General features: G+C 70.0%; 25 protein-coding genes and 1 pseudogene. 12 read left to right on the top strand and 14 right to left on the bottom strand.

What is annotated here, in order from left to right; genetic code table 11:
- Window positions 1-196 precede the first annotated feature (196 nt).
- Both ACFRMN_RS30255 and ACFRMN_RS30250 read right to left on the bottom strand, forming a co-directional pair.
- Window positions 197-1987 (bottom strand): FG-GAP repeat domain-containing protein, encoded by a 1791-nt coding sequence (locus ACFRMN_RS30255; protein WP_383025330.1) that lies wholly within the window; start codon window positions 1985-1987, stop codon window positions 197-199.
- Between the two features lie 536 nt (window positions 1988-2523).
- Window positions 2524-3027, bottom strand: coding sequence for a hypothetical protein (locus ACFRMN_RS30250; protein WP_383025327.1), 504 nt, complete (start codon window positions 3025-3027; stop codon window positions 2524-2526).
- Between the two features lie 382 nt (window positions 3028-3409).
- Between ACFRMN_RS30250 and ACFRMN_RS30245 the strand changes: the two genes are divergently transcribed.
- The gene (locus ACFRMN_RS30245) at window positions 3410-3970 is read left to right on the top strand and encodes a precorrin-3B C(17)-methyltransferase (protein ID WP_383025324.1); all 561 of its coding nucleotides are present in this window, start codon (window positions 3410-3412) and stop codon (window positions 3968-3970) included.
- Window positions 3971-4094: 124 nt separating this feature from the next.
- On the opposite strand, the gene ACFRMN_RS30240 is transcribed toward ACFRMN_RS30245, so the two are convergent.
- Entirely contained in the window at window positions 4095-4820 is a 726-nt protein-coding gene (locus ACFRMN_RS30240) for a class I SAM-dependent methyltransferase (RefSeq protein WP_383025321.1), read from the bottom strand.
- Window positions 4821-5215: 395 nt separating this feature from the next.
- Between ACFRMN_RS30240 and recA the strand changes: the two genes are divergently transcribed.
- Window positions 5216-6343 (top strand): recombinase RecA, encoded by a 1128-nt coding sequence (recA, locus tag ACFRMN_RS30235; protein WP_365751163.1) that lies wholly within the window; start codon window positions 5216-5218, stop codon window positions 6341-6343.
- Window positions 6250-6933 (top strand): annotated as a pseudogene (gene recX / locus ACFRMN_RS30230) (recombination regulator RecX); the annotation flags it as partial. The gene recA and the pseudogene recX, both read left to right, overlap by 94 nt.
- 115 nt (window positions 6934-7048) lie before the next feature.
- Here recX and ACFRMN_RS30225 read toward each other — a convergent pair.
- The 8 genes from ACFRMN_RS30225 to ACFRMN_RS30190 form a co-directional block, all read right to left on the bottom strand.
- On the bottom strand, window positions 7049-7528 hold the full coding sequence (locus ACFRMN_RS30225) for a rhodanese-like domain-containing protein (protein WP_383025372.1): 480 nt from the start codon (window positions 7526-7528) through the stop codon (window positions 7049-7051).
- Between the two features lie 11 nt (window positions 7529-7539).
- The gene (locus ACFRMN_RS30220) at window positions 7540-8118 is read right to left on the bottom strand and encodes a cysteine dioxygenase (protein ID WP_383025319.1); all 579 of its coding nucleotides are present in this window, start codon (window positions 8116-8118) and stop codon (window positions 7540-7542) included.
- A gap of 76 nt (window positions 8119-8194) precedes the next feature.
- Window positions 8195-8266: a putative leader peptide gene (locus tag ACFRMN_RS30215; RefSeq protein WP_310851512.1), complete on the bottom strand. Its 72-nt coding sequence runs from the start codon at window positions 8264-8266 to the stop codon at window positions 8195-8197.
- 69 nt (window positions 8267-8335) lie between these two features.
- The gene (locus ACFRMN_RS30210; RefSeq protein WP_383025316.1) at window positions 8336-9925 is read right to left on the bottom strand and encodes an FAD-dependent monooxygenase; all 1590 of its coding nucleotides are present in this window, start codon (window positions 9923-9925) and stop codon (window positions 8336-8338) included.
- Window positions 9926-10076: 151 nt separating this feature from the next.
- A complete protein-coding gene (locus ACFRMN_RS30205) occupies window positions 10077-10988 on the bottom strand; it encodes an amino acid ABC transporter permease (RefSeq protein ID WP_383025314.1) in 912 nt (303 codons plus the stop codon).
- Window positions 10985-11659: an amino acid ABC transporter permease gene (locus tag ACFRMN_RS30200; RefSeq protein WP_383025312.1), complete on the bottom strand. Its 675-nt coding sequence runs from the start codon at window positions 11657-11659 to the stop codon at window positions 10985-10987. The genes ACFRMN_RS30205 and ACFRMN_RS30200 overlap by 4 nt, the downstream gene beginning before the upstream one ends.
- 75 nt (window positions 11660-11734) lie before the next feature.
- A complete protein-coding gene (locus tag ACFRMN_RS30195) occupies window positions 11735-12574 on the bottom strand; it encodes a glutamate ABC transporter substrate-binding protein (protein ID WP_383025309.1) in 840 nt (279 codons plus the stop codon).
- A gap of 135 nt (window positions 12575-12709) precedes the next feature.
- Window positions 12710-13495: an amino acid ABC transporter ATP-binding protein gene (locus ACFRMN_RS30190; protein ID WP_383025307.1), complete on the bottom strand. Its 786-nt coding sequence runs from the start codon at window positions 13493-13495 to the stop codon at window positions 12710-12712.
- 295 nt (window positions 13496-13790) lie between these two features.
- Between ACFRMN_RS30190 and ACFRMN_RS30185 the strand changes: the two genes are divergently transcribed.
- Together ACFRMN_RS30185 and ACFRMN_RS30180 are read left to right on the top strand one after the other, a co-directional pair.
- Window positions 13791-14504 (top strand): response regulator transcription factor, encoded by a 714-nt coding sequence (locus ACFRMN_RS30185; protein WP_383025304.1) that lies wholly within the window; start codon window positions 13791-13793, stop codon window positions 14502-14504.
- A gap of 6 nt (window positions 14505-14510) precedes the next feature.
- Window positions 14511-15902, top strand: coding sequence for a sensor histidine kinase (locus ACFRMN_RS30180; protein WP_383025301.1), 1392 nt, complete (start codon window positions 14511-14513; stop codon window positions 15900-15902).
- A gap of 24 nt (window positions 15903-15926) precedes the next feature.
- Here ACFRMN_RS30180 and ACFRMN_RS30175 read toward each other — a convergent pair whose 3' ends face one another.
- On the bottom strand, window positions 15927-16928 hold the full coding sequence (locus ACFRMN_RS30175) for a TAXI family TRAP transporter solute-binding subunit (RefSeq protein ID WP_383025298.1): 1002 nt from the start codon (window positions 16926-16928) through the stop codon (window positions 15927-15929).
- Window positions 16929-17064: 136 nt separating this feature from the next.
- On the opposite strand from ACFRMN_RS30175, the gene miaB reads away from it, so the two are divergent.
- Both miaB and ACFRMN_RS30165 read left to right on the top strand, forming a co-directional pair.
- Complete coding sequence (gene miaB / locus ACFRMN_RS30170) at window positions 17065-18552, top strand: tRNA (N6-isopentenyl adenosine(37)-C2)-methylthiotransferase MiaB (RefSeq protein WP_383025295.1); 1488 nt, start codon at window positions 17065-17067, stop codon at window positions 18550-18552.
- Window positions 18553-18649: 97 nt separating this feature from the next.
- Window positions 18650-19384 carry a hypothetical protein gene (locus tag ACFRMN_RS30165; RefSeq protein ID WP_383025291.1) on the top strand — a complete coding sequence of 245 codons (735 nt, stop codon included), beginning with the start codon at window positions 18650-18652 and terminating at the stop codon, window positions 19382-19384.
- A 150-nt stretch (window positions 19385-19534) separates the two neighbouring features.
- Here ACFRMN_RS30165 and ACFRMN_RS30160 read toward each other — a convergent pair whose 3' ends face one another.
- Window positions 19535-19780: an antitoxin gene (locus ACFRMN_RS30160; RefSeq protein WP_365751150.1), complete on the bottom strand. Its 246-nt coding sequence runs from the start codon at window positions 19778-19780 to the stop codon at window positions 19535-19537.
- 41 nt (window positions 19781-19821) lie between these two features.
- Window positions 19822-19983, bottom strand: coding sequence for a gliding motility protein (locus ACFRMN_RS30155; protein ID WP_383025288.1), 162 nt, complete (start codon window positions 19981-19983; stop codon window positions 19822-19824).
- Between the two features lie 293 nt (window positions 19984-20276).
- On the opposite strand from ACFRMN_RS30155, the gene miaA reads away from it, so the two are divergent.
- The 5 genes from miaA (at window position 20277) to ACFRMN_RS30130 (ending at window position 26703) form a co-directional block, all read left to right on the top strand.
- On the top strand, window positions 20277-21215 hold the full coding sequence (gene miaA / locus ACFRMN_RS30150; protein WP_383025285.1) for a tRNA (adenosine(37)-N6)-dimethylallyltransferase MiaA: 939 nt from the start codon (window positions 20277-20279) through the stop codon (window positions 21213-21215).
- A gap of 125 nt (window positions 21216-21340) precedes the next feature.
- On the top strand, window positions 21341-21778 hold the full coding sequence (locus tag ACFRMN_RS30145; protein ID WP_383025369.1) for a hypothetical protein: 438 nt from the start codon (window positions 21341-21343) through the stop codon (window positions 21776-21778).
- A 34-nt stretch (window positions 21779-21812) separates the two neighbouring features.
- Window positions 21813-22745: a diaminopimelate epimerase gene (dapF, locus tag ACFRMN_RS30140; RefSeq protein WP_383025282.1), complete on the top strand. Its 933-nt coding sequence runs from the start codon at window positions 21813-21815 to the stop codon at window positions 22743-22745.
- Between the two features lie 136 nt (window positions 22746-22881).
- Window positions 22882-25032: a RelA/SpoT family protein gene (locus ACFRMN_RS30135; protein ID WP_383025279.1), complete on the top strand. Its 2151-nt coding sequence runs from the start codon at window positions 22882-22884 to the stop codon at window positions 25030-25032.
- A 135-nt stretch (window positions 25033-25167) separates the two neighbouring features.
- Window positions 25168-26703, top strand: coding sequence for a M1 family metallopeptidase (locus tag ACFRMN_RS30130; protein WP_383025277.1), 1536 nt, complete (start codon window positions 25168-25170; stop codon window positions 26701-26703).
- The last annotated feature ends 91 nt before the right edge of the window (window positions 26704-26794 follow it).

The following is a 26794-nucleotide window of genomic DNA, read 5'->3' as shown; positions in this document are numbered from 1 at the left end:
GTGTGGTGGGGTGGTTTTTTTTTTTACCACCCGGGGCCCGGGGGGCGGCCGCCCCGCGCCCGCCGCACCCTTGGGGGGGGCGGGGCCCCCCCGCGGGTGTGGTGCACCGGCTGAGGCGCCCGGAACGAGCGACCGCGAGCGTCCGGAGGGTTCGCGACGCCCGAGAGGTCTCGCGACCCCCGAGGGGTTCGGATGCTCAGAGCAGGTCGGCGTACTGGTTCCAGCCGCCGCTGCCGATCTTCACCCGGGCCTTCAGGGGCGCGGACGCCTTGCCGGTGCCCGCGTAGAAGTACAGCTCGCCCGCCGAGTTGGAGGCCAGCAGGTCGGCGACGCCGTCGCCGTTGAGGTCACCGGGGGCCGCGATGTTCTTGTACTGGCTCCAGCCCGCGCCGCCGACCTGCGCCTTCGCGCCGAACGGTGAACCGGCCTTGCCCGTACCGGCATACAGGTACAGGCCGCTGGAGCTGCGCGCGAGGAGATCGGCGCGGCCGTCGCCGGTGAAGTCACCCGCGCCGACGATCTTGTTGAACTGCGACCAGCCGCTGCCACCGATCTGGACGCGGCCCTTCAACGACATCCCCGTACCGCTGCCCGCGTAGAAGTAGAGCGCGGTGGAGCTACGGGCCAGCAGATCGCTCTTGCCGTCCCCGTCGAGATCCCCCGGGCCGATGACAAGGTTGTACGACTTCGAGCCGCCCGCGATCTCGGGGTCGGACGAGGCATAGGCACCGGCGTTGTACAGATGGCCGTCGTACGTGCCGTGCTCGATCAGGTCCGAACTGCCATTCGCGCGCAGCGACACCGCGTGGGTCAGCCGCACCTGCGAGCGGTCCCAGCCGTCGCCGATCAGGTACTTCGAGGTGAGCCGGCCGGTGCCGGTGGTGCCGTAGTAGTAGAGCGTGCCGCCGGAGGTACGGGCGAAGACGCCGGCCTTGCCGAAGTGCGGCCGGTTGCCCGCGCCCGCGAACTGGGTCACCAGTCCCCAGCCCGTACCGATCTGCTCCCGGGCGGCGAACGTGCCGTTGCCGTTGCCCTCGTAGAAGTAGAGGGTGCCGTCGTACGCGCGGGCCACCAGGTCAGGGGTGCCGTTCCCGCTGTAGTCCGTGCCACCGACCAACTGGTTGTACTGGCTCCAGCCGGCTCCGCCGATCTGGATCCGGTCCTTGAAGGGGTAGCCGGTGCCGCTTCCGTTGCCGGGGTAGACGTACAGCCCGGTCGCGTTGCGCGCGACGAGATCGGCCAGACCGTCGCCGTTGACATCGTCCACGCCGACCAACTGGTCGAACTGGCTCCAGCCGGCGCCACCCACCTGGATCCCGGCCTTGAACCCCTTACCGGTGCCGGGGAAGAGGAACAGTCCCGAGGAACTGCGGGCCAGCAGGTCCGGCGTACCGTCACCGGTCAGATCGCCGGGGACGACCAGCTTGTCGTACTTCTGCCAGCCAGTGCTGAGCGTGGTGTACGAGGTCATCCCGCCGTAGAGGGTGGAGTTCGCCCCACTGTGCAGCCGCAGGGAGCCGGTGGGCGTCACGGTGAGCAGGTCGGCCTTGCCGTCGCCGGTGAGGTCGCCGGGCAGCAGCAGGTCCTTGACCTGGGAGTCGTCCGCGGAGATCACGGCCGCGCCGTCGGAGCCCCAGTCGGCCCAGACCTCGCCGTAGTCGGTGCGGTACACCAGATCGCCGTAGCCGTCGCCGTCCATGTCGGCGCGCTGCGCGGGGGTGCCCGCCGCGGCCCGGCCGGCGGCGAGACGGCGGTCCTGGCCCTTGGCGGTGTCCGCGGTGTCGCGGCCCGGGACGCTGAAGGTGGGCCGGGTGGAAGGCGGAACAGGGAGGGTGACGGCGCCGTGCGGTCCGGTGTCCGGCGTATCGGCCGCCGAGGCCGTGGTGACCATCAGCGAACCGCTCACCAGCAGCCCGGCGCAGCCGAGCACGGCCGAGCGGGCGATCCTGCGGGGCCACTCGGCCCCGGGTCTTGCGTGGATGGACATGATGCTGCCTCCAGTGAGGTGTGAAGAGGCCCGGGGATCAGCGGCGGCACACGCCGAGTACGGCGGTGCGCGGGGCGCGGGGCGTCATGTGGTGTCGCACCACTGGAATCGTCGTTGGAGCGCCGTCGGCGCATGGCGCGACGGGAACTGCCCCCAAGTGATGGAACCGCACCCGCATGGTGATGGAACTGCCCCCCCAGCGATGACGCCCTCCCCAGGTCGTCAGGGTAGGTGTATCCGTCCGTGGGTTCTGTAGGCAAGTCAGTTGTGAAGTCCCGGTGGATATTTTGTTAACGAAGGTGGTGAAACGGGTGAATCGCCATGCGGGGATCGAGGTCCGGGCGGCGCCGCCCGCCAGGGGTGCGACCGCGTCCACTCCCGTGGTGAAGTTCTTTTCGCTGATCGCCGTGGCAGCTCCCGCATCGCGTGCCGGACCGGTCTCGCCGGCACGGTCGGCAGGAAAACTGGGACGGTGGGGGAGTGACGGGATCCCGTCACTCCCCCACCGTCGTCAGCGGGTAGAACCCGGTCAGCCGTCAGCCCAGCATCGACCACCACTGGCTGCTGCCCGTGAAGCGCTTGAGCGGTGCGCCGGAGGCGTTGAAGTAGTAGCTGTACGCCCCGTTGTTTCCGTAGCCGTACATCGTGACCGCGTCCATGTTCCAGTTGTCGTCGGTCTGGAAGGCGCCGTTGTGCGAGACCATTCGGAGCTTCAAACCGGTCACGTCACACGAGTTGACAGTCCAGTTGAGGTTGGCGAGGCCCACCACCTTGGTGCTGGTGGAGTTGTTGCCGAAACCGCCGTTGAAATGCCCCAGTTCGACGTCGCCGAACCGGGTCGTCAGATAGGGCATTACCTCGCTGTTGCCGCGAAGGTCGTCGCCTCCGGTGCGAAAGACCAGCGTGAAGCTGTTCATGTTGTTGCAGGCTATCGGGCCGGCGCTGGCCGGTGACCCGGTGGCGATCAGGCCGAGCGTCGCGAGCAGGCCGGTGACCAGCAGGACGGCGCCCCGGCGGACCGGGTTGAGACGGTCGTGCATGGATCTGTCCTCCAATAGAGAAGAAATACGCGACGAGATTTTTTGGCGGGTCGTGCCAGGAACAGTGCGCAGCCGCATCCTCCAAAGCAATTCCGGCCGGCTCATTGGGAATTCGGCTCCGCGTCTGGCGCGGCCATATCGAAACCTAGCTATGAGTCGCGGAGGTGTCGTGAGCAATGTCGTACTCAATGACCGAGGAGATCGGATCCGACCGCATGCCGCGTTCGTGGTGGCCCGGGACCCCGGCAGGGCCGCCTGGGCCCCGGACAACTGGCGCGAACCGCTCCCGATCAGGGCGGCGCCGGGACGTAGCGCATGACAGCGCCGCATCCGGTCCTCGAAAGGGAATACAGAAGTACATGAACCCGGCATGATGCGGGTCATGCCAGAGAGACGACCCCCGCACCGACTCGCTGCTGTCCCTTTCCTGGTCCTGGCCGCTGTCGTGACGGCCGGATGCGCCGATCCGGCAGCCGATCCGCGCGCGGTCGGTCGTCCGGAACCGACGGCCTCCTCGGCCGCGAAGGGCTACTGTCCGCTTCCCGAGGAGCGGCGGGCGACGCCCTCTCCATGCATCACGCTCGACTGGAACGAGCGGTTGGCGGAGAACCACGGATACCGCGAGCCGATGTCGATTACCCCAGAACAGAAGGGAGAGGCGGCGCCGAGGGCGGAGGCGCTGGCCGCAGCCCTGGGGAAGCTCGTGAGCGCCGGGACGACGGAAGGTGATCTCCGCGTCGTGGCCGCCGGTGCCCTGGGGGTGCGACAGGAACAGATCGAAATACGAGGGGACGTTTCCGGACCCCTTCGCGATGTGCTGGTCGGCGGAGGCGAGGGCCGGGTGTGCGTCAACGGCGCGGTCGACAGTACGGGCCAAGCCGATGCGGAGGTCGTCGGCCGCACAGCCGACGGGACCTGCCTCCCGGGGCTGGGCGGACACTGAGAGACGAAACAGGCGGAAACCGCAGGCGGGTGTGCCCTCTCCGCGCCGTCAGTCCGACTTCCATGGCAGGCGGCCCTGGTCCGGTGTCAATGAGCTGTTCCAAGCGGGTGGCGGAACACAGTTGTCACGGACGTCGCGCCAGGAAGACGAACTCTCTTCCTGGCCGGTCGGGCGCATCGCGGACTTCCTCCACCACGTAGCCGTGCGCGACCAGGTCCCGCTCGACTTCCTCCCGCCCTCGGAAACGCAAGGTCGAATCCGACGTCAGCACCTGCCCGTCCGCTGCGAACCCGTAGGTCCAGCGGAACGTCACCAGAGGCAGGCTCACCTCGATCAGCTGGACCCAGCTCTCGACGGAGCCGACGCCTGGGATCTCCGTCACGCGGTAGGAGTTCTCGCGGGTCCACTCTTCCCAGGCGTGTCCGGCTGGATCGCGGGTCTCGAAGACCAGATGCCCGCCGGGCCGTAGTGCTTCGTGGGCTCCCTGTAGCGTCTTCCGCCACGTCTGCGGATCAACGATGGCCTGGGCAACGTTCGCTGTCATTGTCGCGAGTTCAACCCGCAGTGGCGGGAGGTCTGTCGCATCACCGTGGATCCAGCGCACTCGCTCACTGCCCGGTTTGGCCCGCGCGACGTCGATGGACGCCAGTGCGGGATCGACCCCGACGGCCTCGATCCCGCGGTCGGCCAGGAGAAGGGCGAACACCCCTGTGCCGCAGCCGATGTCCAGCACTCGGCGTGTCTTGAACTCTGCTGCGATCCGGAGATATGCGTCAAGATCGCTGCGGTCGGGGTCGAGCGGATCGTAGATCGCGGCGAGCCGTGGATGCGCGAAGCAGTCGTCAGCCATGCGGCCGAACGTATGGAAGCCGGGACCGGACAGCTACCGGGTTTCGCCCGTGGTGGCGGGTTTTGAGTGACTCGGCTCATGTGCCGGAGCCGTACGCGCCCATCGCCCCGCGGCCGACGAGGCTGCCGGAAGGTGCCCACCGGGCGCTCGGCGATGCCGCTCTCACGGACGGATCCGGCGCGTGGTGCGCTTGACAGTAAAATCGAACATCCATTCTCATGGATGACTGCCGGTGCTTCCCGGGGCCGGTCGGAGGTGTGGTGCCGTGGGGTGTCCGGAGAGGTTGGCCGGCGGAGTTATCCACAGGTCCGGGAGGGCGTCGGGACGCGTTGTCAGTGGCAGGGGATAGCGTCTTTGACGTGAAGCGATCGACTCAAGCAAATCGGGTGGAACCCATGGCAGGAACCGACCGCGAGAAGGCGCTCGACGCCGCTCTCGCACAAATTGAACGGCAATTCGGGAAGGGCGCGGTGATGCGCCTCGGTGAGCGGCCGAACGAACCCATCGAGGTCATCCCCACCGGGTCGACCGCGCTCGACGTCGCGCTCGGCGTCGGCGGCCTGCCGCGCGGCCGTGTGGTGGAGGTGTACGGGCCCGAGTCCTCCGGAAAGACGACCCTGACGCTGCACGCGGTGGCGAACGCGCAGCGGGCCGGCGGCGCGGTGGCCTTCGTGGACGCCGAGCACGCCCTCGACCCCGAGTACGCGAAGAAGCTCGGCGTCGACATCGACAATCTGATCCTGTCCCAGCCGGACAACGGCGAGCAGGCACTCGAAATCGTGGACATGCTGGTCCGCTCCGGCGCGCTCGACCTCATCGTCATCGACTCCGTCGCCGCTCTGGTGCCGCGCGCGGAAATCGAGGGCGAGATGGGCGACTCGCACGTCGGTCTCCAGGCGCGGCTGATGAGCCAGGCCCTCCGGAAGATCACCAGCGCGCTCAACCAGTCCAAGACCACCGCGATCTTCATCAACCAGCTCCGCGAGAAGATCGGCGTGATGTTCGGTTCGCCGGAGACCACGACGGGTGGCCGTGCGCTCAAGTTCTACGCCTCGGTGCGTCTCGACATCCGCCGTATCGAGACCCTGAAGGACGGCACCGACGCCGTCGGCAACCGCACCCGCGTCAAGGTCGTCAAGAACAAGGTCGCGCCGCCCTTCAAGCAGGCGGAGTTCGACATCCTCTACGGCCAGGGCATCAGCCGCGAGGGCGGCCTGATCGACATGGGCGTGGAGCACGGCTTCGTACGGAAGGCCGGCGCCTGGTACACGTACGAGGGCGACCAGCTCGGCCAGGGCAAGGAGAACGCGCGCAACTTCCTCAAGGACAACCCCGATCTCGCCAATGAGATCGAGAAGAAGATCCTGGAGAAGCTGGGCGTCGGCGTGCGGCCGGACGCGGCGACGGCCGAGCCCGCGGCGGACGCGGCGGGTGCTCCGGCGCCCGCGGAGGACCCGGCCAAGTCCGTGCCCGCTCCCGCCTCCAAAGCCAAGTCGGCCAAGGCGGCCACGGCCAAGAGTTAGTTCGTCCCGTGCCTTACGAGAAGAGGCGGCGGACGGAAAGGCCGGGCGACAGCTCCGACCCGTCGAGGGCCGGGCAGGAGCTGTCGCCCCAGGATCCGGCGGAGCGGGCGCGGGCGATCTGTCTGCGCCTGCTCACCGGAACCCCCCGTACCCGCAAACAGCTGGCGGACGCGCTGGCCAAGCGGGAGATCCCCGAGGACGTGGCGCAGGAGGTGCTCTCCCGCTTCGAGGACGTGGGGCTGATCGACGACGCGGCGTTCGCGGACGCCTGGGTGGAGTCCCGGCACCACGGCCGGGGTCTGGCCCGGCGTGCGCTTGCCCGTGAGCTGCGTACGAAAGGAGTGGACGCCACCCTGATCGACGAGGCCGTCGGGCAGCTGGACTCCGACCAGGAGGAGGCGACCGCCCGAGAGCTGGTCGCCCGCAAGCTCCGTGCCACCCGAGGTATGGAGCGCGACAGAAGGCTTCGCAGGCTCGCGGGCATGCTGGCCCGCAAGGGCTATCCGGAGGGCATGGCGCTCCGGGTGGTCCGTCAGGCACTGGAGGAGGAGGGGGAGGACACGGAGGGGCTGGATGAGGGCCTCTACTAGGTCCTGTCAGGCACGACAACGCGGCGAGTGTGCGGGCCATGCGTCGTGAATCAGTTGTCGGACAGGGCTCAGGTCCTGTCCGACCGGACAGGACCTGGATGTCTATGCCGGACGCCTACGCCATGTCCCCGGCCGCCGCGCCGTCCTCCGCTGTGACAACCGGCAGGCCCTCGGCCTTCCACGCCTGGAAACCCCCGACGAGGTCGGTCGCGCGGTGCAGCCCCAGCTGCCGCAGGGACACCGCCGCGAGGCTCGACGCGTACCCCTCATTGCAGATCACCACCACCCGCAGATCGTGGCTCGTGGCCTCTCGCGCGCGATGGCTGCCCTGGGGGTCGAGCCGCCACTCCAGCTCATTGCGCTCGACGACCAGCGCCCCCGGGATCAGCCCGTCGCGCTCGCGCAGCGCCGCGTACCGGATGTCCACCAGCAGCGCGCCGTCCGCGGCGGCCTCGGCCGCTTCCCTCGGCCCTATTCGGTCCAGGTCCTCACGCACCCGTTCCAGCAGCTCATCTATCCCCACGGGCTCGTTCCCCACGGGCGCGATCCCCACGGGCCCAATCCCTACGGGCTCGTTCCCCGCGTGCTCGGTCATGGCCCGGTCCGTCACTGCCACTCCTCGGGACGCTCGACCTGCTCAAGGCGGAGCACAGCGCCCGTTCGGCTGTAGCGCCGCATCAGCGGCAGCGGCGGATAGTAGGCGTGTACGGAGACGGCGTGCTCGGTACCGGACTCGTTGCGCACCTCGTGCACATGGTGCCTGCCGAACGCCCGGCCCTCGCCGGCCGTCAACTGCCGCTCGCGGTCGACGCCTTCGGCCAGTTCCAGGGTCTTCCACCCCTCGGTGGGCAGCCGGGCCGCGAGCGAGTCCTCCTTGAGGGTGCCCGACGCGGTGGCGAACGCGCCGTGCGAGCCGCCGTGGTCGTGCCAGCCGGTTCCCGTGCCGGGCGGCCAGCCGATCAGCCACGCCTCGCTGCCCGCGGGACCGTTGAGCCGGATCCACGTACGGCCCTCCGGGTCCAGCGGGAGCGAGGAGATCAGGTCGGTGTCGGCCGCGCTCCCGCGGACGAAGTCGAGCAGTTCCGCGGGGGTGGGCCCGGCGGCCGAGGGCGTCGCGGCACCGCGGCCGGTATCAGCGGCGGCGCCGGTGCTGCCGGACGCGGAGGTACGTACAGGTAGTGACATGGTGACCGTCCTGAGATGTTCGCGAAGAGGTGCCGTCGCGGCGACGCGCGACGAGCGTGTGAAGAAAGAGGGCGAATCAGCAGGACGGGCGACACACGCAGCCCGCATAGCGGAGCAAGTCCATATGGACTCTCCGCCACAGGCGCACATCGGTGTCGGTCACGTTCCGGAGTACACCATGTGAGCCCGCGGCGGTCAATCGATGTTCGCAGTGTGGTCAGGGGGCGTCCGCGCGAACCTCCGACGGCGCGGAAGGACTGCCTCCGCGCGCCGCGTCCGCCGCCGCGTAGAGGTCGGCGGGGCGCACACCACCGAAGGCCGCCACCAGATGCCCGTCCGGCCGTACCAGCAGCACAGTGTGCGCGGAGGCTCCCGGGTACGCCTCCGTGACCAGCAGCTCGGCCCGTACCGGCAGGGCGGTCACCGCCGCGGCCAGCCGCGGCATCACCCCCGCCGTCAGCCAGTGCCGCCGCTCCCACACCCCGGTGCCCGGCGCGACCAGCACCACCAGATGCAGGCCGAGGCCGAGCCGGTCCCCGAGCCGTACGGTCCTACCGTCGGGCACGGTCACCCGTACGTCCTCGACGGGGGCGCCGGGGGGCGTACCGACAGCCGTCTGCGCCTCGGCGTACGGAGGCGCGAGGGGGGAGTGCGGATAGGCGGGAGGTGCCCCCAATGGTCCGTGCCCCAGATGCCCGTCGGCGAGCAACGTGTCGTGCCCGCGCGTGGCGCCCGGCATGTACGTACGCAGCCCGCCGCCCCGCAGTATCGGCAGCGACTGATCGGCCGCGCGCAGCCGGGCGGCGACGGCCGTGCGCCGCTCCGCCTGGTAGCTGTCCAGCAGGGTCTCCGATGCCCCGTGGTGCCAGTCCTCGGCGATCTTCCAGGCGAGGTTGCCGACGTCCCGCAGCCCTTCGTCGAGCCCCTGGGTGCCCACCGCGCCCAGCAGATGGGCCGCGTCCCCGGCGAGGAAGGCCCGTCCGGCGCGCCAGCGACTGGCCAGCCGGTGATGCAGGGTGTAGACGCCCGTGTCGAGCAGTTCGTACGGCGGTGTCTCGCCGCACCAGCCGGCCAGGGTGTCCCGTAACCGCGTCACCAGCGCTTCGGGCGTGACCAGTTCGCCCCGGGAGGGCAGCAGCCAGTCGAGCCGCCACACACCGTCCGCCAGCGGCCTGGCGGACACCTCCTCGCCGCCGCCGGACCAGGGCGGCTGCCGGTGCAGCAGCGCCTCGCCCGGCCAGGGCAGTTCGGCGCGGAGCGCGGCGACGGCGTGCCGCTCCACCGCCGTACGCCCGGGAAAGCGGATGCCGAGCAGCTTGCGGACCGTGGACCTGGCGCCGTCGCACCCCACCAGATGGCTGCCGCGCCACCAGGTCGCCCCGGGGCCCTGGGTGTGCACGGTGACCCCGCGGTCGTCCTGCTCCAGTGAGTCGAGCCGGTCGCCGGTGACCACGCGCACCAGCTCCTGGCCGGCGATGGCGCTGCGCAGCCCGCGCGAGAGGGCGTGCTGGGGGATGTGCAGGGGCGCGGGGGCGCCGCCCTCGCCGAGCGGCAGCTCCCGCATCAGCTGCTTGCGCCGCATCAGACGCCAGCCGACCCAGCGCGCGCCCTCATCACCGAGGGTGGTGCAGCCCAGCCGGGCCAGCAGGGCGGCGGTGTCGGGCCGCAGTATCGCGGTACGGGCCGGACGCGGTTCGTCCGTACCGGTCCCCTCGTCCAGGACGACGGAGGGGACACCCTGCGCGGCGAGCGCCAGAGACAGCGCGAGACCGACGGGGCCCGCGCCGGCGACGATCACCGGGTCCACGGCGCGACCCCGACGGCCCGTGCGGTCATACGGTCAAGGGCGGTAGGAGCCCGGTGCGTGATCACAGAACGTATGCAACCCACTGGGGGTGCCCGCGTCAAGCGACGGGCTGAGTGGTGCGTACCCGCCTGTCCCGCCTGTCCCGCCTGCCTCAGGCGGAAGCGTTGCCGCCGTCCATGGTGTGCCCCGGGCCGTAGGCCAGATGCGGCTCTCCGGCTCCGAGAACCGCGCCGGTGCTCTTCTTGCCCCGGCGCAGCCGCTTCTCCAGCCACCCGGCGAAGGTGGTGAGGATGAAGTTCAGCACGATGTAGATCAGTGCGATGACGACGAGCGTGGCGATGGTGTTGGCGCCGTAGTTCGCGGTGATCGCGCGGTTCTGCGAGAGCAGTTCGGACAGACCGAGGAGCGCGCCGCCCAGCGCGGTGTCCTTGACGATGACGACGAGCTGGCTGACCAGGGACGGCAGCATCGCCGTCACGGCCTGCGGCAGCAGGACGTACGACATGGTCTGGCCCTTGCGCATCCCGATCGCCTTCGCGGCGTCGGTCTGGCCGCTCGGCAGCGTGAGGATGCCGGCCCGGACGATCTCGGCGATGACCGAGGCGTTGTAGAGCACCAGGCCCGTCACCACGGCGTACAGCGGCCTGATGTCCGACGAGACATCACTGAACTGCACGTACAGCGCGCTGGCGAACACCATCATGATCAGGACCGGGATGGAGCGGAAGAACTCCACGACCACGCCGGCCGGAACCCGTACCCACGCGTGGTCGGAGAGCCGGCCGATGCCGAGCAGCGCGCCGAACGGCAGGGCTATCACGACGGAGAGGGCCGCGGCCTTGAGGGTCTCCCCGAGCCCGGGCAGCAGATACGTCGTCCAGACCTCGGAGTCCGTGACGAACGGGCTCCACTTCTCGGACGCGAGCTGTTCCTTCTCGGCCATGGTGGCCAGCACCCACCACGCGGCGAGCGCGAAGACCACCAGGAACACGATCGTGTAGATGACGTTGCGCCGCTTGGCGCGGGCACCCGGGGTGTCGTACAGGACGGACGTGTCACTCATCGCTTCACCGCCACGCGCTTGCTGACCCAGCCCAGAATCAGGCCGGTCGGGAGGGTGAGAACGATGAAGCCGAAGGCGATCACCGCGAAGACGGCGAAGAGCGCGCTGGTCTCGTTCTCGATCATTGTCTTCATCAGTGCCGAGGCTTCCGCGACCCCGATGGCCGCGGCGACCGTCGTGTTCTTCGTCAGCGCGATCAGTACGTTCGCCAGCGGCGCCACCACGGAGCGGAACGCCTGGGGCAGCACGATCAGGGTCAGCACCTGGAAGAAGCTCAGCCCCAGCGCGCGGGCGGCCTCCGCCTGCCCGACGGGCACGGTGTTGATGCCGGAGCGCAGGGACTCGCAGACGAAGGTGCCGGTGTAGGCGATCAGGCCCAGTACGGCCAGCCGGAAGCCGATGGACTTGAAGTCCCCGCCGCCGAGCGTGATCTGGAGGGTCTGGCCGAGCCCCAGCGAACAGCCGACGAGAACGACGGTCAGCGGGGTGTTACGGACGAGATTGACGTACGCGGTACCGAAGGCACGCATGAGTGGTACGGGACTGACACGCATCCCGGCCAGCAGCGTTCCCCAAATCAGGGAACCCACCGCGGAATAGAGGGTGAGCTGCACCGTCACCCAGAAGGCGCCGAGCAGGTCATACTGCCCGGAATCAAGAAAGTCGAACACGATGCCCCGCGCTCTCCCCTGGTTTGCTGGTCGGTACGCGCCGCCGGCCCGGCCGGCGGCGCGTCACTGCTTCTCTCAGCTCGTTGCGTCGATCTTCGGGGCAGGCTCGTTCTTGTAGTTGGCCGGACCGAAGTTGGCGGTCACGGCCTTCTGCCAGGAACCGTCCGACACCATCTTGGTCAGCGCGTCGTTGATCTTCTTCTGAAGATCGGTGTCGCCCTTCTTGAGGCCGATGCCGTAGGGCTCGTCGCTGAGCTTGAGGCCCGTGAGCTTGAACTTGCCCTGGTGCTCCTGCTGCGAGGCATAGCCCGCGAGGATGGAGTCGTCCGTGGTCAGGGCGTCAACGGCCTTGTTCTCCAGGCCGGTCAGGCACTCGGAGTAGCCGCCGAACTCCTGGAGGTCCGCCTTCGGCGCGAGCTCGTCCTTGATGTTCTGCGCCGAGGTGGAGCCGGTGACCGAACAGAGCTTCTTGGAGTTCAGGTCCGCGGCCTTGGTGATGGAGGAGTCGTCCGCGCGGACCAGCAGATCCTGGTGGGCGAGGAAGTACGGGCCGGCGAAGTCGACCTTCTTCTTGCGCTCGTCGTTGATCGTGTAGCTGGCGGCGACGAACTTCACGTCTCCGTTGGAGATCAGGTTCTCGCGCTCGGCGCTGGGAGCCTGCTTCCATTCGATGTTCTTGGCGTCGAAGCCCAGTTCCTTCGCGACATAGGTCGCGACATCGACGTCGAAGCCCGCGAACGTACCGTCGGGCTTCTTCAGACCGAGGCCGGGCTGGTCGAACTTGATACCGATGGTGATCTTGTCGCCGCCACCGCCACCGTCGGCGCTGTCACCGCTGTCGCCGCCGCAGGCGGTCGCGGTCAGGGAGAGGACGACAACGGCGGCAGCCGCGGCGCTTGCCTTGCGAAGCTTCATGCGTGAACTTCCCTCGGGTGAGACGTGAACGAACCGGTTCCGCCGCGCTCGGCGGAACCGTAAGAAGAGCCGTGATGAGCCGTGTGAACGGTCCGGTGGAAGATCTGTGTGAGAGATCCGTGTCCAGAGCGCCGGTCAGTGATGCAGGATCTTCGACAGGAAGTCCTTGGCGCGGTCGCTGCGTGGGTTGCTGAAGAACTCGTCGGGCGTGGCCTGTTCGATGATCCGGCCGTCCGCCATGAAGACGACCCGGTTCGCCGCGGAGCGCGCGAAACCCATCTCATGGGTGACGACGACCATCGTCATTCCGTCGCGCGCCAACTGCTGCATGACCTCAAGCACTTCATTGATCATCTCGGGGTCGAGCGCGGAGGTCGGCTCGTCGAAGAGCATGACCTTCGGGCCCATCGCCAGGGCCCGCGCGATAGCGACTCGCTGCTGCTGGCCACCCGAGAGCTGCGCCGGGTACTTGTCGGCCTGCGAGCCGACGCCCACGCGGTCCAGCAGCGCGCGCGCCTTCTCCTCGGCTTCCGCCTTGCCCGACTTGCGGACCTTGATCTGGCCCAGCGTGACGTTCTCCAGCACCGTCTTGTGTGCGAAGAGGTTGAACGACTGGAAGACCATGCCGACATCGGCGCGCAGCCGGGCGAGCTCCCTGCCCTCCTCCGGCAGCGGCTTGCCGTCGATCGTGATCGCGCCCGAATCGATCGTCTCCAGGCGGTTGATGGTGCGGCACAGTGTGGACTTGCCGGACCCGGAGGGCCCGATGACGACCACGACCTCGCCACGGGCGATGGTCAGGTCGATGTCCTGGAGCACATGCAGCGCGCCGAAGTGCTTGTTCACGTTGCTCAGTACGACCAGGTCGCCCGTCGCAGGCACGGCGTCCTCGGCGCCCTTGGTCACTGACACTCCGCTCATCGGCTTTTTGCTCCGTCCTCCTCGGTTGGGAGGACCTTAGTCACGCACTGCGATCAGCGTCATTACATCTGAGCGGAAATTGAGCATAACGATCCGGCCGCAACCGGACACTCCGCGTGAACAGGACGGTGGGGGGAGTACCGGGTGGGTAACGGAAACCTTGGCGTAACGGGAAGACCCTTGACTGACCGTGCGCGATCGGCGTGGATGCCTGGTACGTACTAACAGCGCATAAACAACGACGTAATCGGCGCGACCGACGTCGCGACCCGAACCGTGACCGTGAAGGGGGCCCGTGAGACTGCTGCTCGTGGAGGACGACGACCATGTGGCCGCCGCCCTGTCGGCCGTGCTCGCCAAGCATGGATTCCAGGTCGTACATGCCCGCAGCGGTGAGGAGGCGCTTCAGGCGGTGCTGCCCGCGGCCAACGTGGGCAAGGTGCCGTTCTCGGTCGTCCTGCTCGACCTCGGTCTGCCCGACCAGGACGGCTACCAGGTCTGCGGCAAGATCCGCAGGATCACCTCGACCCCGGTGATCATGGTGACCGCGCGGGCCGATGTCCGCTCCCGGATCCATGGCCTCAACCTCGGCGCCGACGACTACGTGGTCAAGCCGTACGACACCGGCGAACTGCTCGCCCGTATCCATGCCGTCAGCCGGCGCACCGTGAGCGGGGACGAGCCGGCCCCGGCCACCGGCGGTGCCCAGCGGCTCGGGCGCCTCAGCCTCGAACTGTCCACCCGGCGCGTGAGCGTGGACGGTACGGCCGTCCAGCTGACCCGCAAGGAGTTCGATCTGCTCGCCCTGCTCGCCCAGCGCCCCGGTGTGGTGTTCGGCCGCGAACAGATCATCAGCGAGGTCTGGCGCACCAGTTGGGAAGGTACGGGCCGCACGCTGGAGGTCCATGTGGCCTCCCTGCGCGGCAAGCTCGGCATGCCGGCGCTGATCGAGACCGTCCGGGGCGTCGGCTACCGCCTGGTCGTCCCCGGCGCACACCAGGGTCCGTAACGCCCCGTGCGCACCCGACTGCTTCCACTGCTCATCATCCTCATGGCGGGCGTTCTCCTCGCCCTGGGCTTCCCGCTCGCCGTGAGTCTCGCCGCCGCCGAGCAGCAGCGCGTCGTCGTCGACCGGATCGACGACACCGCGCGGGTCGCCGCTCTGGCCCAGTTCGTCTCCGAGAGCCGCTCGGGCACCCAGGAGCGGCGCGCGATGCTGGAGGCGGAACTGACCAGGTACTACGAGGTGTACGGGGTCAGGGCCGGCGTCTTCTACCGCGACAACGGCGTCATGGCCCGCGCCCCGGAGGGCTGGAGCGTCCCCGCGGAGGGCCCGGCCCGGCAGTCCTTCGAGGAGGCGCTGCTCGGCCGGCGCAGCGGCGACCCCGAGCAGGTCTGGCCCTGGCAGAACGGCCGGCTGATCGTCGACTCGCCGGTCGTACGGGACGGAGACGTCGTCGCCGTGGTGGTGACCGACTCACCGACCGGCCAGATGCGTTCGCGCATCCTCCACGGCTGGCTGATCATCGCCGCGGGTGAGGTGGCGGCCATGCTGCTCGCCGTCGGAGCCGCGATCCGGCTGACCGGGTGGGTGCTCCGTCCGGTACGGGTGCTGGACGCGGCCACCCACGACATCGCCACCGGCCGGATGAACTCCCGGGTCGCGGCGGCCGGCGGACCGCCCGAGCTGCGCCGGCTGGCCAGCTCCTTCAACGAGATGGCCGACAACGTCGAGGATGTGCTGGAGCAGCAGCGCGCCTTTGTCGCGGACGCCTCGCATCAGCTGCGCAATCCGCTCGCCGCCCTGCTGCTCCGTATCGAACTGCTCAGCCTCGAACTGCCCGAGGGGAACGAGGAGATCGCCTCCGTAAGGACGGAGGGCAAGCGCCTCGCGCAGGTCCTCGACGATCTGCTGGACCTGGCACTTGCCGAGCACGCCGCCGCGGATCTGCGGCTCACCGACATCGGTGAGGTGGCGGCCGAGCGGGTCGCCGCCTGGCGGGCCCTCGCCGAGGAGAAGGGCGTCAGGCTCACGGAGCACCGCGCGGCGGTCACGGCCTGGACCGACCCCATCGCGCTCTCCAGCGCCCTGGACGCCGTGATCGACAACGCGCTCAAGTTCACCCCGGCCGGCGAAGAGGTCACGGTCGCGGTGGCCCGCGACAGCACGACCTCGAAGATCGTCATCAACGACGGCGGCCCCGGTCTCACCGATGACGAGCTCGCCAGGATCGGGGACCGCTTCTGGCGCAGCAACCGTCACCAGAACATCAAGGGATCGGGCCTCGGCCTGTCGATCACCCGGGCCCTGCTCGCGGCCGGCGGCGGCTCGATCACCTACGGACACGGTGAACCGGGCGGACTCCGGGTCACGCTCAGCGTCCCGAGATCTTCCCCGACGTCCTGATCAGGAGCGTGCCCGGCCGACGGGTTATGGCTTCTCCGACCGGTAGTACCGCTTGGCGCCCTCATGCAGCGGCAGCGGGTCCGTATAAATAGCGGTCCGCAGATCCACCAGCTGCGCGGGATGCACCTCGTCGCCGATCCGGTCCCGGCTGTCGATCACCGTGCGGGTGAAGCCCTCCGTGAGCCCGGCGCTCATCCGGTCGGTGGTCACCAGCAGATTCGCCACCGCCACCGTCGGTACGGCCGTGCCGTTCTGCGCCTTGCCGTAGGCGTCGGCGGGTATCACCGCGGAGCGGTAGTAGCGGGACGCGGCCTCGCCCGAGGCATGCAGCCGGTCGACCAGCGTGGACTCCAGCGGCACCAGCCGTATGCCGAAGCGCTCCGACAGGTCCTGTACCGCGCCGGTGGGCAACCCGCCCGACCAGAAGAAGGCGTCCAGCTCGCCCCGTTCGAGAAGGCCCGGCATCGTGTCGATCCCGACCGAGAACGGAACGATGTCCTTCCGCGGGTCGAGATCCGCGGCGGCCAGCAGCCGGTCCGCTATCAGCCGCACCCCCGAACCCTCCTGGCCCACACCCACCTTCTTGCCACGCAGATCGGCGGTGGAGCGGATGTCCGAGTCCTTCGCGGCGACCAGCTGCACATAGTCGTCGTACAGCCGCGCGCACCCGCGCAGCCGGTCCGCGCCCGGCTTGTTGTCCTTCTGGTACTTGGCGACGGCGTCGGCGGTGGCGATCGTGAAATCGGCTTCGCCCGTGGCCACCCGCGCGAGGTTCTGCTGAGAGCCCTCGCTGGTACGGAGCTGTATCGACACCTCCGGCAGATCGCGGGCGAGATCCTGCTTCAGGAGCGTTCCGTACCGCTGGTAGACCCCGCTCGTCACGCCCGTGCTGAACGTGACCGACCCGCTCGGCGTGGACGTCCCGAACGGGAGCAGCCACCACAGCAGCAGCCCGAGCAGCACCAGCACCGCGGCGGCTCCCTGGAGGGCGCGACCGCGGCCGATACGGGACGTAGGGCCGAACATGCCACGATCCTGTCAGCTCACTCCCCGTAATGGCCAGGCCTTGTCTTCTGCCCGCCACGGTCTGTCTTCCGCCCGCACGGTCTCCGCGGAATCCCCGGGCAGCCGTCCCGGCCGACCCCGTACCCTGGTGGGCGAGATGAGCGAGAAGACTTACGAGGTACGCACCTACGGGTGCCAGATGAATGTCCACGACTCCGAGCGGCTGTCGGGTCTGCTGGAGGACGCCGGATACGTCCGCGCGCCCGAGGGCGCCGACGGCGACGCCGATGTCGTTGTCTTCAACACCTGCGCGGTGCGGGAGAACGCCGACAACAAGCTGTACGGCAACCTCGGCCGGCTCGCGCCGATGAAGACCAAGCGGCCGGGCATGCAGATCGCCGTCGGCGGCTGTCTCGCGCAGAAGGACCGCGACACCATCGTGAGGCGCGCCCCCTGGGTCGACGTCGTGTTCGGTACGCACAACATCGGCAAGCTGCCGGTGCTCCTGGAGCGCGTGCGGGTCCAGGAAGAGGCCCAGGTCGAGATCGCCGAGTCGCTGGAGGCCTTCCCCTCCACGCTGCCGACCCGCCGCGAGTCCGCCTACGCCGCGTGGGTGTCCATCTCCGTCGGCTGCAACAACACCTGCACCTTCTGCATCGTCCCCGCGCTGCGCGGCAAGGAGAAGGACCGCCGCCCCGGCGACATCCTGGCCGAGATCGAGGCGCTGGTCGCCGAAGGGGTCTCCGAGATCACGCTGCTTGGCCAGAACGTCAACGCGTACGGATCCGACATCGGTGACCGCGAGGCGTTCTCCAAGCTGCTGCGGGCCTGCGGCGCGATCGAGGGACTGGAGCGGGTCCGCTTCACCTCCCCGCACCCGCGCGACTTCACGGACGACGTGATCGCGGCGATGGCCGAGACGCCGAATGTGATGCCGCAGCTCCATATGCCGCTCCAGTCCGGCTCGGACACCATCCTGAAGGCGATGCGCCGCTCGTACCGGCAGGAGCGGTATCTCGGCATCATCGACAAGGTGCGCGCCGCCATCCCGCACGCCGCCATTTCCACCGACATCATCGTGGGCTTCCCGGGCGAGACCGAGGAGGACTTCGAGCAGACCATGCGGGTCGTGCGCGAGGCGCGCTTCGCGCAGGCGTTCACCTTCCAGTACTCCAAGCGCCCCGGGACCCCGGCCGCCGAGATGGAGGGGCAGATCCCCAAGGCGGTCGTCCAGGAGCGCTACATGCGGCTGTCCGCCCTTCAGGAGGAGATCTCCTGGGAGGAGAACAAGACGCAGGTCGGCAGGGTGCTGGAGATCATGGTCGCGGAGGGCGAGGGGCGCAAGGACGGTGCCACCCACCGGCTCTCCGGACGCGCCCCCGACAACCGCCTCGTCCACTTCACCAAGCCGGACGAGGAGGTGCGTCCCGGCGATGTGGTCACCGTCGAGATCACCTACGCCGCGCCACACCATCTGCTCGCCGAGGGACCGACGCGGAAGGTACGCCGTACCCGCGCCGGAGACGCCTGGGACCGGCGGAACGCCACGGAGGCGGCGAAGCCCGCGGGTGTGCTGCTGGGTCTGCCCACGGTCGGGGTGCCGGCCCCGCTGCCGGTGGTGACGGGCGGCTGCTCCGTCGAGTGAGGGGGCGCGGCCGGGCGGGACGCGGCGTCGGACAGGCCCCAGGTCCTGTCCGGCCGGGCAGACGGGACTCCGGAATGACTCGTCTAGGCTGCGGATCATGCTCGTAGCCGCCGCCGTCTGTCCCAGCCCGCCCCTGCTCGTACCCGCCGTGGCCGCCGGAGCAGCCCCCGAGCTCGATGCCGCGCGCGCCGCGTGTGCCGATGCCCTCGGGGTGCTGGCGGCCGCTGGGCCTGAGCGGCTGATCGTCGTCGGCCCCGCCGAGCGGGACCGCCGGGGAGAGCACCCCGCGGGGACCGCCGGGTCTTTCCGCGGCTTCGGCGTGGACCTCGATGTCGTCCTGGGCGCCGGCACGGCCGCCGCGCGCGCCGGGGCCGACGAAAGCCCCGGACGGGAGCTGCCGGGGTCCCTGGCGGTGGCCGCCTGGCTCCTCGAACAGGCCCATTGGGCCGCCGCCCCCGTCAGCGGACTGGGCGTGGGGGAACCCCTCGACACCGAGCGGTGTCTTCGGACGGGACGGGAGCTCGCGGCGCGGGCCGGCCGGGTGGCGCTGCTGGTGATGGGCGACGCCAGCGCGTGCCGCTCCCTGAAGGCGCCGGGATATCTGGACGAACGGGCGGCCGGATTCGACGAGGAGGCGGCCCGGGCCCTGCGTACGGCGGACGTGGCGGCACTGAAGGCGCTGGACGCGGAGCTGGCGTACGCACTCAAGGCGGCGGGCCGGGCGCCCTGGCAGGTGCTCGCGGGCGCCGCCGAGGGGGCCGGCCTGGGCGGCGAGCTGCTGTACGAGGACGCGCCCTACGGCGTGGGCTATCTCGTCGCGGCCTGGTCCTAGAGGTCGCGCGGGACTTTCAGGATCCTCGCGGACAGGCCCTGGTGCCTGTCCGCGCGCACACCGCAGGCACAAAAAAGCGACGGCCGCGAAGCGCTGCGAAGCGCCTCACGGCCGTCCTGGCCGGTGTGCCCGGCCACTGTGCGCCGAGGATCAGGAAGCGGGCGGTGGCGGCGGGGGAGTGCCGTCATCCTTGTGAGCGAGCTTGCCCAGGGCGTCCTTGGCTTTGCCCGTCCCGCTGTCGATCTTGTCGCTGTACTTGCCCTTGGTCTTCTGATCGACCGTGCGGGCGGCCTTCTCCAGCCCGTGCTCGATCTTGTCCCCGTGCTGCTGCGCGAGGTCAGCGACCTTGTTCTTGGCCGGGCCGATCTTGGCCTTCAATGAATCCAGGAAGCTCATGGGCCACCTTCCCTCGGAGAGGACAACAGCCTACTTGCAGCCTACTTGCGGGTGCTTTTCCCGGCCTCGTTGTCCGCCGCGGCCTCCGCCGACTGCTGCTTCGGGATCTCCACGCCCTCGGCCGCCGCCGTCTCGGGCCCGGCACTCTCGGCAGGCTCGGCCGTCGCCGTTCCGGTCTCCCCGGATCCGGCCTCCGCCGCCACGACAGCGTTGTCGGCAGCGGGATCGGCCGTTGGGGTGGTGGCCTGTGCCGCTGCGATTGACGCCTCGGACGCGGCTACCGACTTCCGGCGAAACCGTGAAAAAACACCCATAACTTCTCCATACATTACTCGTGAGGGCGAAATTCCGCGCCGCCCGGAGCGTCCCATTGCGCCGCCCAGGGGCACCGGCCAGAAAACCGGCGGCGGGAACCTCGCAACAGGCAACGAAGCCGATCGTGTGCCGTCACGTAACTCATTCGGGTAGCGGCCTGTGTGTTTGCGAGACTGGGGCGGTGAGAAGCGCAGCTACCGCACCGCGGGTCATCGCCGTCGTCGGTCCCACCGCGGCCGGCAAGTCCGATCTGGGCGTTCATCTCGCCCGGCAACTCGACGGTGAGGTCGTCAATGCCGACTCCATGCAGCTCTACCGGGGGATGGATATCGGGACCGCCAAGCTGACGACCGAGGAGCGTGCCGGCGTCCCGCATCACCTCCTGGACATCTGGGAGGTCACCGAGGCGGCCAGCGTCGCCGAGTACCAGCGGCTCGCCAGGGCGGAGATCGACCGGCTGCTCGCCGCGGGCCGTACCCCAGTCCTGGTGGGCGGCTCGGGACTGTACGTACGCGGTGCCATCGACGCCCTCGACTTCCCCGGCACGGATCCCGAGGTGCGCTCCCGGCTGGAGGGCGAGCTCACCCTGCGCGGGTCCGGCGCCCTGCACGCCCGGCTGTCCGCCGCGGACCCCCAGGCCGGGCGCGCGATCCTGCCGAGCAACGGCCGCCGTATCGTCCGGGCGCTTGAGGTGATCGAGATCACCGGCAAGCCCTTCACCGCCAATCTGCCGGGCCACGACTCGGTCTACGACACCGTGCAGATCGGCGTCGATGTCGCCCGCCCCGAGCTGGACGAGCGGATCACGCGGCGCGTGGACCGGATGTGGGACGCGGGGCTGGTGGACGAGGTGCGGGGCCTGGAGGCCCGGGGCCTGCGCGAGGGACGTACCGCCTCGCGCGCCCTCGGCTACCAGCAGGTGCTCGCGGCGCTCGCGGGGGAGTGCACCGATGACGAGGCGCGCTCCGAGACCGTCCGCGCCACCAAACGCTTCGCGCGCCGGCAGGACTCCTGGTTCCGCCGCGACGCGCGGGTCCACTGGCTGGGCGGCGGATCGGAGCACCGGGAGGAACTGCCGCACCGGGCCCTGGCGTTGGTCGAACGAGCGGTCACAGCCTGATCACGTGATGGCATCGGGACGCTCTGTGCGCCCTTGCGGTACCTCCGGGCGTGCCATCATCGAGCATCGATCGACCATCGGGCATCGATCGACCAGTGAAGTCCGATTGGGGAGGGCGCGTGGCGATGGAGGCCGGCCCTCGCGACAGAGAACCCACGGCACCGGACATCCCGGATGCCTCCCCGGGGCTGAGCCCTGACGGGCCGGAGGACGAGACCACGACCCCCGAGGTCGAGGTCGAACTGCGTCCCCAGCGCCGGATGCGGATCTGGCAGCTCGCCCCGATCGTGGGGCTGGCCGCGATCGGCTCCCTGATGTTCGCCTTCCCCCTCGCCTTCGGCACCGGCGACGGCGGCGCGGTCGTCGCCATGCTGGGGCTGCTGATCAGCTGCTGCGCGGCGGGCTGGGGCATGATGGCCGCCCGCCGGGTCGGCCACACCTGGCCGGGGCTGCCGACCCGCGCCTCCGGCGAACGCCCCGACTGGCGGGTCATCGCCCTGTACCTCTCCGTGGCCGCGGCCCTGGTCGCCCTCGCCGTCTGGCGGGTCGCCCGGCTGCGCTGACCGCGCGGTGGTGATGTCGGTCCCTGCTCGTACGATGGACCCCGTGAGCACCTCCCAAACCGCGCCGGTCGCCTACCTCAAGGGACACGGGACCGAGAACGACTTCGTGATCATCCCCGACCCGGACAACGCCATCGACCTGCCTGCCCGCGCCGTCGCCGCCCTGTGCGACCGCAGGGCCGGCATCGGCGGCGACGGGCTGCTGCATGTCGTACGGTCCGCCGCGCACCCCGAGGCGCGCGCGATGGCCGGCGAGGCGGAGTGGTTCATGGACTACCGCAACGCGGACGGATCCGTCGCCGAGATGTGCGGCAACGGCGTGCGGGTCTTCGCCCGCTATCTCCAGCGGGCCGGCCATGTGACGGCGGGCGATCTGGCGGTGGCCACGCGCGGCGGGGTGAAGCGCGTACACCTCGCCAAGAGCGCGGGCCGCCCGGTGACCGGGGCCGAGGACGGCGACATCACGGTCCGTATGGGGCGTGCCGCGCTCCCCGACGACGGGGTGACCGTGGCCGTCGGCGGCCGGGAGTGGCCCGCACGGAACGTCAACATGGGCAATCCGCACGCGGTCGCGTTCGTGGAGGAGCTGGCGCACGCCGGGAATCTGTACGCCGAGCCGCCCGTCAGCCCCGCGTCCGTCTACCCGGACGGCGTGAACGTCGAATTCGTCGTCGACCGCGGCCCGCGCCATGTCGCCATGCGCGTTCATGAGCGCGGCTCGGGCGAGACCCGCTCCTGCGGTACGGGCGCCTGCGCCGTGGCGGTCGCCGCGGCCCGCAGGGACGGCATCGACCCCGCGGTGACCGGAGCACCCGTCGCCTACACCGTGGATCTGCCCGGCGGACGGCTCGTCATCACGGAGCACCCGGACGGCGAGATCGAGATGACCGGACCCGCCGTCATCGTCGCGGAGGGGTACCTCGATCCGGCCTGGCTCGAAACGGCCTTCGCGACACGCACACCCTGAAGCTCGCTCGAATGGGTGATCCGTTTCACGCCGGGCGGGAGCGGGACTGCTCCACGTGGTGGGCTCGATAGCATCAAGCACCGGCCCGGAGGGCGCCCTTGCTCTTCACCGCCGGTCGAAGCTGCCGGAGGTGCCCATGAGTGCAGAGGCCACCAACCCTGGTGCCCAGATCAGTCGCAGACGCGGCCTTCCCCGGATCGACCTTCGCAGAATCGGCCGGGCCGCGTTACTCGGTCCCACTTCCAGGGGCAGGCTGCCCGACGCCATGGGCCATGTCGCGGACGCCCACCGCGCGCACCATCCGGACGCGGACCTCGGCGTGCTGCACAAGGCGTATGTCCTCGCCGAGGCCTCGCACCGCGGGCAGTTCCGCAAGAGCGGCGAGCCGTACATCACGCATCCGCTGGCCGTGACCCTGATCCTGGCCGAACTGGGCGCCGAGACCACGACCTTGACGGCCTCTCTCCTCCACGACACCGTGGAGGACACCGAAGTGACGCTCGACCAGGTGCGCGCGGAGTTCGGTGACGAGGTCTGCTATCTGGTCGACGGGGTCACCAAACTGGAGAAGGTCGACTACGGCGCCGCCGCCGAGCCCGAGACCTTCCGCAAGATGCTCGTCGCCACTGGCAACGATGTCCGAGTCATGTCGATCAAGCTCGCGGACCGGCTGCACAACATGCGGACCCTCGGTGTGATGCGCCCCGAGAAACAGGCCCGTATCGCCAAGGTCACCCGGGACGTCCTCATCCCGCTCGCCGAACGCCTCGGTGTGCAGGCCCTCAAGACCGAGCTGGAGGATCTGGTCTTCGCGATCCTCCATCCCGAGGAGTACGCGCACACCCGTGCCCTGATCGCCGACAACGCCACCGCGGGCGACGCGCTCGCGGCCATCTCCGAGGACGTCAGGGGGGTGCTGCGCGAGGCGGGCATCGCCGCGGAAGTCCTCGTACGGCCACGGCACTTCGTCTCCGTACACCGGTCCGGGCTGAAACGCGGCGAACTGCGCGACACGGATTTCGGCCGGCTGCTGGTGCTCGTCGGTGAGGACGCCGACTGTTACGCGGTCCTGGGCGAGCTGCACACCTGTTTCACCCCGGTCATCTCCGAGTTCAAGGACTTCATCGCCGCGCCCAAGTTCAACCTGTACCAGTCCCTGCACACCGCGGTCGCGGGCCCTGACGGGGCGGTCGCCGAAGTCCTCATCCGTACGCACCAGATGCACAAGGTCGCCGAGGCCGGGGTGGTCGCCCTCGGCAATCCGTACGCGTCCGTCGAGAGCGGCGGAACGCAGGACGGTACGGGGTCCTCCGCCGGGACCACCGCCCCCGCCGGTGGCGCGCCGGAGTCCGCCGGGGACCCGCAGGACGGTGAGCGCGCCGACCCGACCAGGCCCGGCTGGCTCTCCCGGCTCCTGGAGTGGCAGCAGGCGGCGCCCGACCCGGACACCTTCTGGACGACGCTCCGCGCCGACCTCGCTCAGGACCGGGAGATCACCGTCTTCCGCGCCGAGGGCGGCATGCTCGGACTGCCTGCCGGGGCGACCTGCGTGGACGCCGCGTACGCGCAGTACGGCGAGGCCGCCCACGGCTGCCTCGGGGCGCGCGTCAACGGCCGGCTGGCGACGCTCAGCACGGTCCTCAGCGACGGCGACACGGTCCAGCTGCTGCTCGACAAGGACGCCGTCTCGGGGCCCTCCCCGGAGTGGCTGAGCCACGCCCGTACCGCCGCTGCCCGGATCGCGATCACGGGATGGCTCGCGGCGCACCCGGAAACGGTCGGACTCCCCGCCGCCACGCCCCGCGCGGCCCTCGCCGTCAGCGCGGGCCGGCGGGACGTCGCCAACGCCGTGGTGGATCTGCCGGGCGCGACGGTCCGGCTGGCGGGCTGCTGTACGCCCGTACCGCCGGACGCGGTCACCGGCTTCGCGGTCCGCGGCGGTGTCGTCACCGTCCACCGGGAGGAGTGCCGGGCGGTGGAACGGATGCGCGCCCTCGACCGTGCCCCCGTCGCGGTGAGCTGGGGAGACGCCCCGGAGTGCCGGGTCACGCTGTACGCCGAGTCCTTCGGGCGTCCACGGCTGCTCGCCGATCTCACGGAGGCCATCGCCACGGCGGGCGCCGCGATCGTCGCCGCCACCGTGGAGCCGCCCAGCGAGCAGCGGGTACGGCACACGTACACGCTGGAGCTGCCGGACGCGGCGGGCCTGCCCGGTCTGATGCGGGCGATGCGCGACGTACCGGGGGTGTACGACGTCAGCCGCGCCCAGCATCCGGCGACGGCCTGATCGCTCCGCCGGGCGGCTTCGTCAACCGCGCGCCGCTCGGCATCCGGCCCGTGTCCGCGCTCTGACCTGCCCCTTTCGGGTGGGTACGGAGCGCGCCGTCGCGGTGCGCCGGGGAGGCGCTGGTAGCCGTGGATCATGCTGCTCACCAACCGCCGACTGCGCGCCGCCCTGCTGGCCGCCGCCTCGGTCACCCTCGTCGCCGCGACCCTGCCCGCCCCCGAGCCGCTCGGCATCGGCGATCCGCTCTTCCCGAGTCTCGGCAACCCCGGCTACGACGTACTCACCTACGACCTCGACTTCACCTATGGCGGCGACAACCGCAAACCGCTGGACGCCGTCACCAAGATCGACGCACAGGCGACCCAGCGGCTGGAGCGGATCAACCTCGACTTCACCCACGGAAAGGTCCGCTCGGTCCAGGTGAACGGCGCGACGGCGCGCTTCGCGACAGCCGGCGAGGACCTGGTGATCACCCCCGCCACGCCGGTCGAGGACGGCTCGCGGATGCGGATCACCGTCAGCCACACCAGCGACCCCACGGGCGACCGCGGCGGCTGGGTACGGACCACCGACGGACTGGCGATGACCAACCAGGCCGACGCCGCGCACCGCGTCTTCCCCGGCAACGACCACCCCGCCGACAAGGCCTACTTCACCTTCCGGATCACCGCGCCCGCACGGCTGACCGCCGTGGCCAACGGCGTACAGGAAGGCAGGGCGCGCGCGGGCGCGATCACCACCTGGACCTACCGCACCCACCACCCCATGGCCACCGAACTGGCCCAGGTCTCCATCGGCGACTCGGCCGTGGTGCGCCGCCAGGGTCCCGGCGGACTGCCCATGCGGGACGTGGTGCCTGCCGCGGACCGCCAGAAGCTGGAGCCCTGGCTCAAGAAGACACCGGGCCAGATCGGCTGGATGGAGCGGCAGGTCGGGCCGTACCCCTTCGAGACCTACGGTGTGCTTGTCGCGGGCGCCGACACCGGCTTCGAACTGGAGACACAGACCCTCTCGCTCTTCGAGCGGGCCCTGTTCACCGAGCCCGGATACCCGGAGTGGTACGTCGACTCGGTCATGGTCCATGAGCTGGCCCACCAGTGGTTCGGCGACAGCGTCTCCCCGCGCAGGTGGTCCGACCTCTGGCTGAACGAGGGGCACGCCACCTGGTACGAGATGCGCTACGCGCAGGAGCACGCCGGGAAGTCGATGGAGACCCGGATGCGAGAGGCGTACCAGCAGTCCGACGGCTGGCGGGCGGCGGGCGGCCCCCCGGCGGCCCCGAAACCGCCGGTGGAGGGGCAGCCGATCAGTCTGTTCCGGCCGGTGATGTACGACGGCAGCGCCCTGGTGCTCTACGCGCTGCGGCACGAGATCGGCGAGGAAGCCTTCGCGCGCCTGGAACGGGACTGGGTACGGATCCACCGGGACGGCACGGCGACCACGACGGACTTCATCGAGCTGGCGTCGTCCACCACGGGGCGTGATCTCTCCGCGTTCTTCAAGGCGTGGCTGTACCGGCAGAAGACTCCGCCGATGCCCGGCCACCCCGACTGGCGCTCCGAATCACCGGCCCGGAACCAGAACGCCCCGCGGAACCGGTACGCCGCACCGCACGGGATGCCCCGCGGCACCGGGGACACCGTCCGGGAACAGAGCGTGAAACCCGAGTGACGGCCGGACCGAACCGTGTCACCATCGACGTGTCGGCGACGCGGCCGGGAATCATTTCCCGCCGTCACGCGTTGTGACCGACGTATCAGAG

This window comes from Streptomyces sp. NPDC056835 (assembly GCF_042789485.1).
Lineage (GTDB): Bacteria > Actinomycetota > Actinomycetes > Streptomycetales > Streptomycetaceae > Streptomyces.
This window is presented reverse-complemented; position numbering and strand designations above follow the sequence as displayed.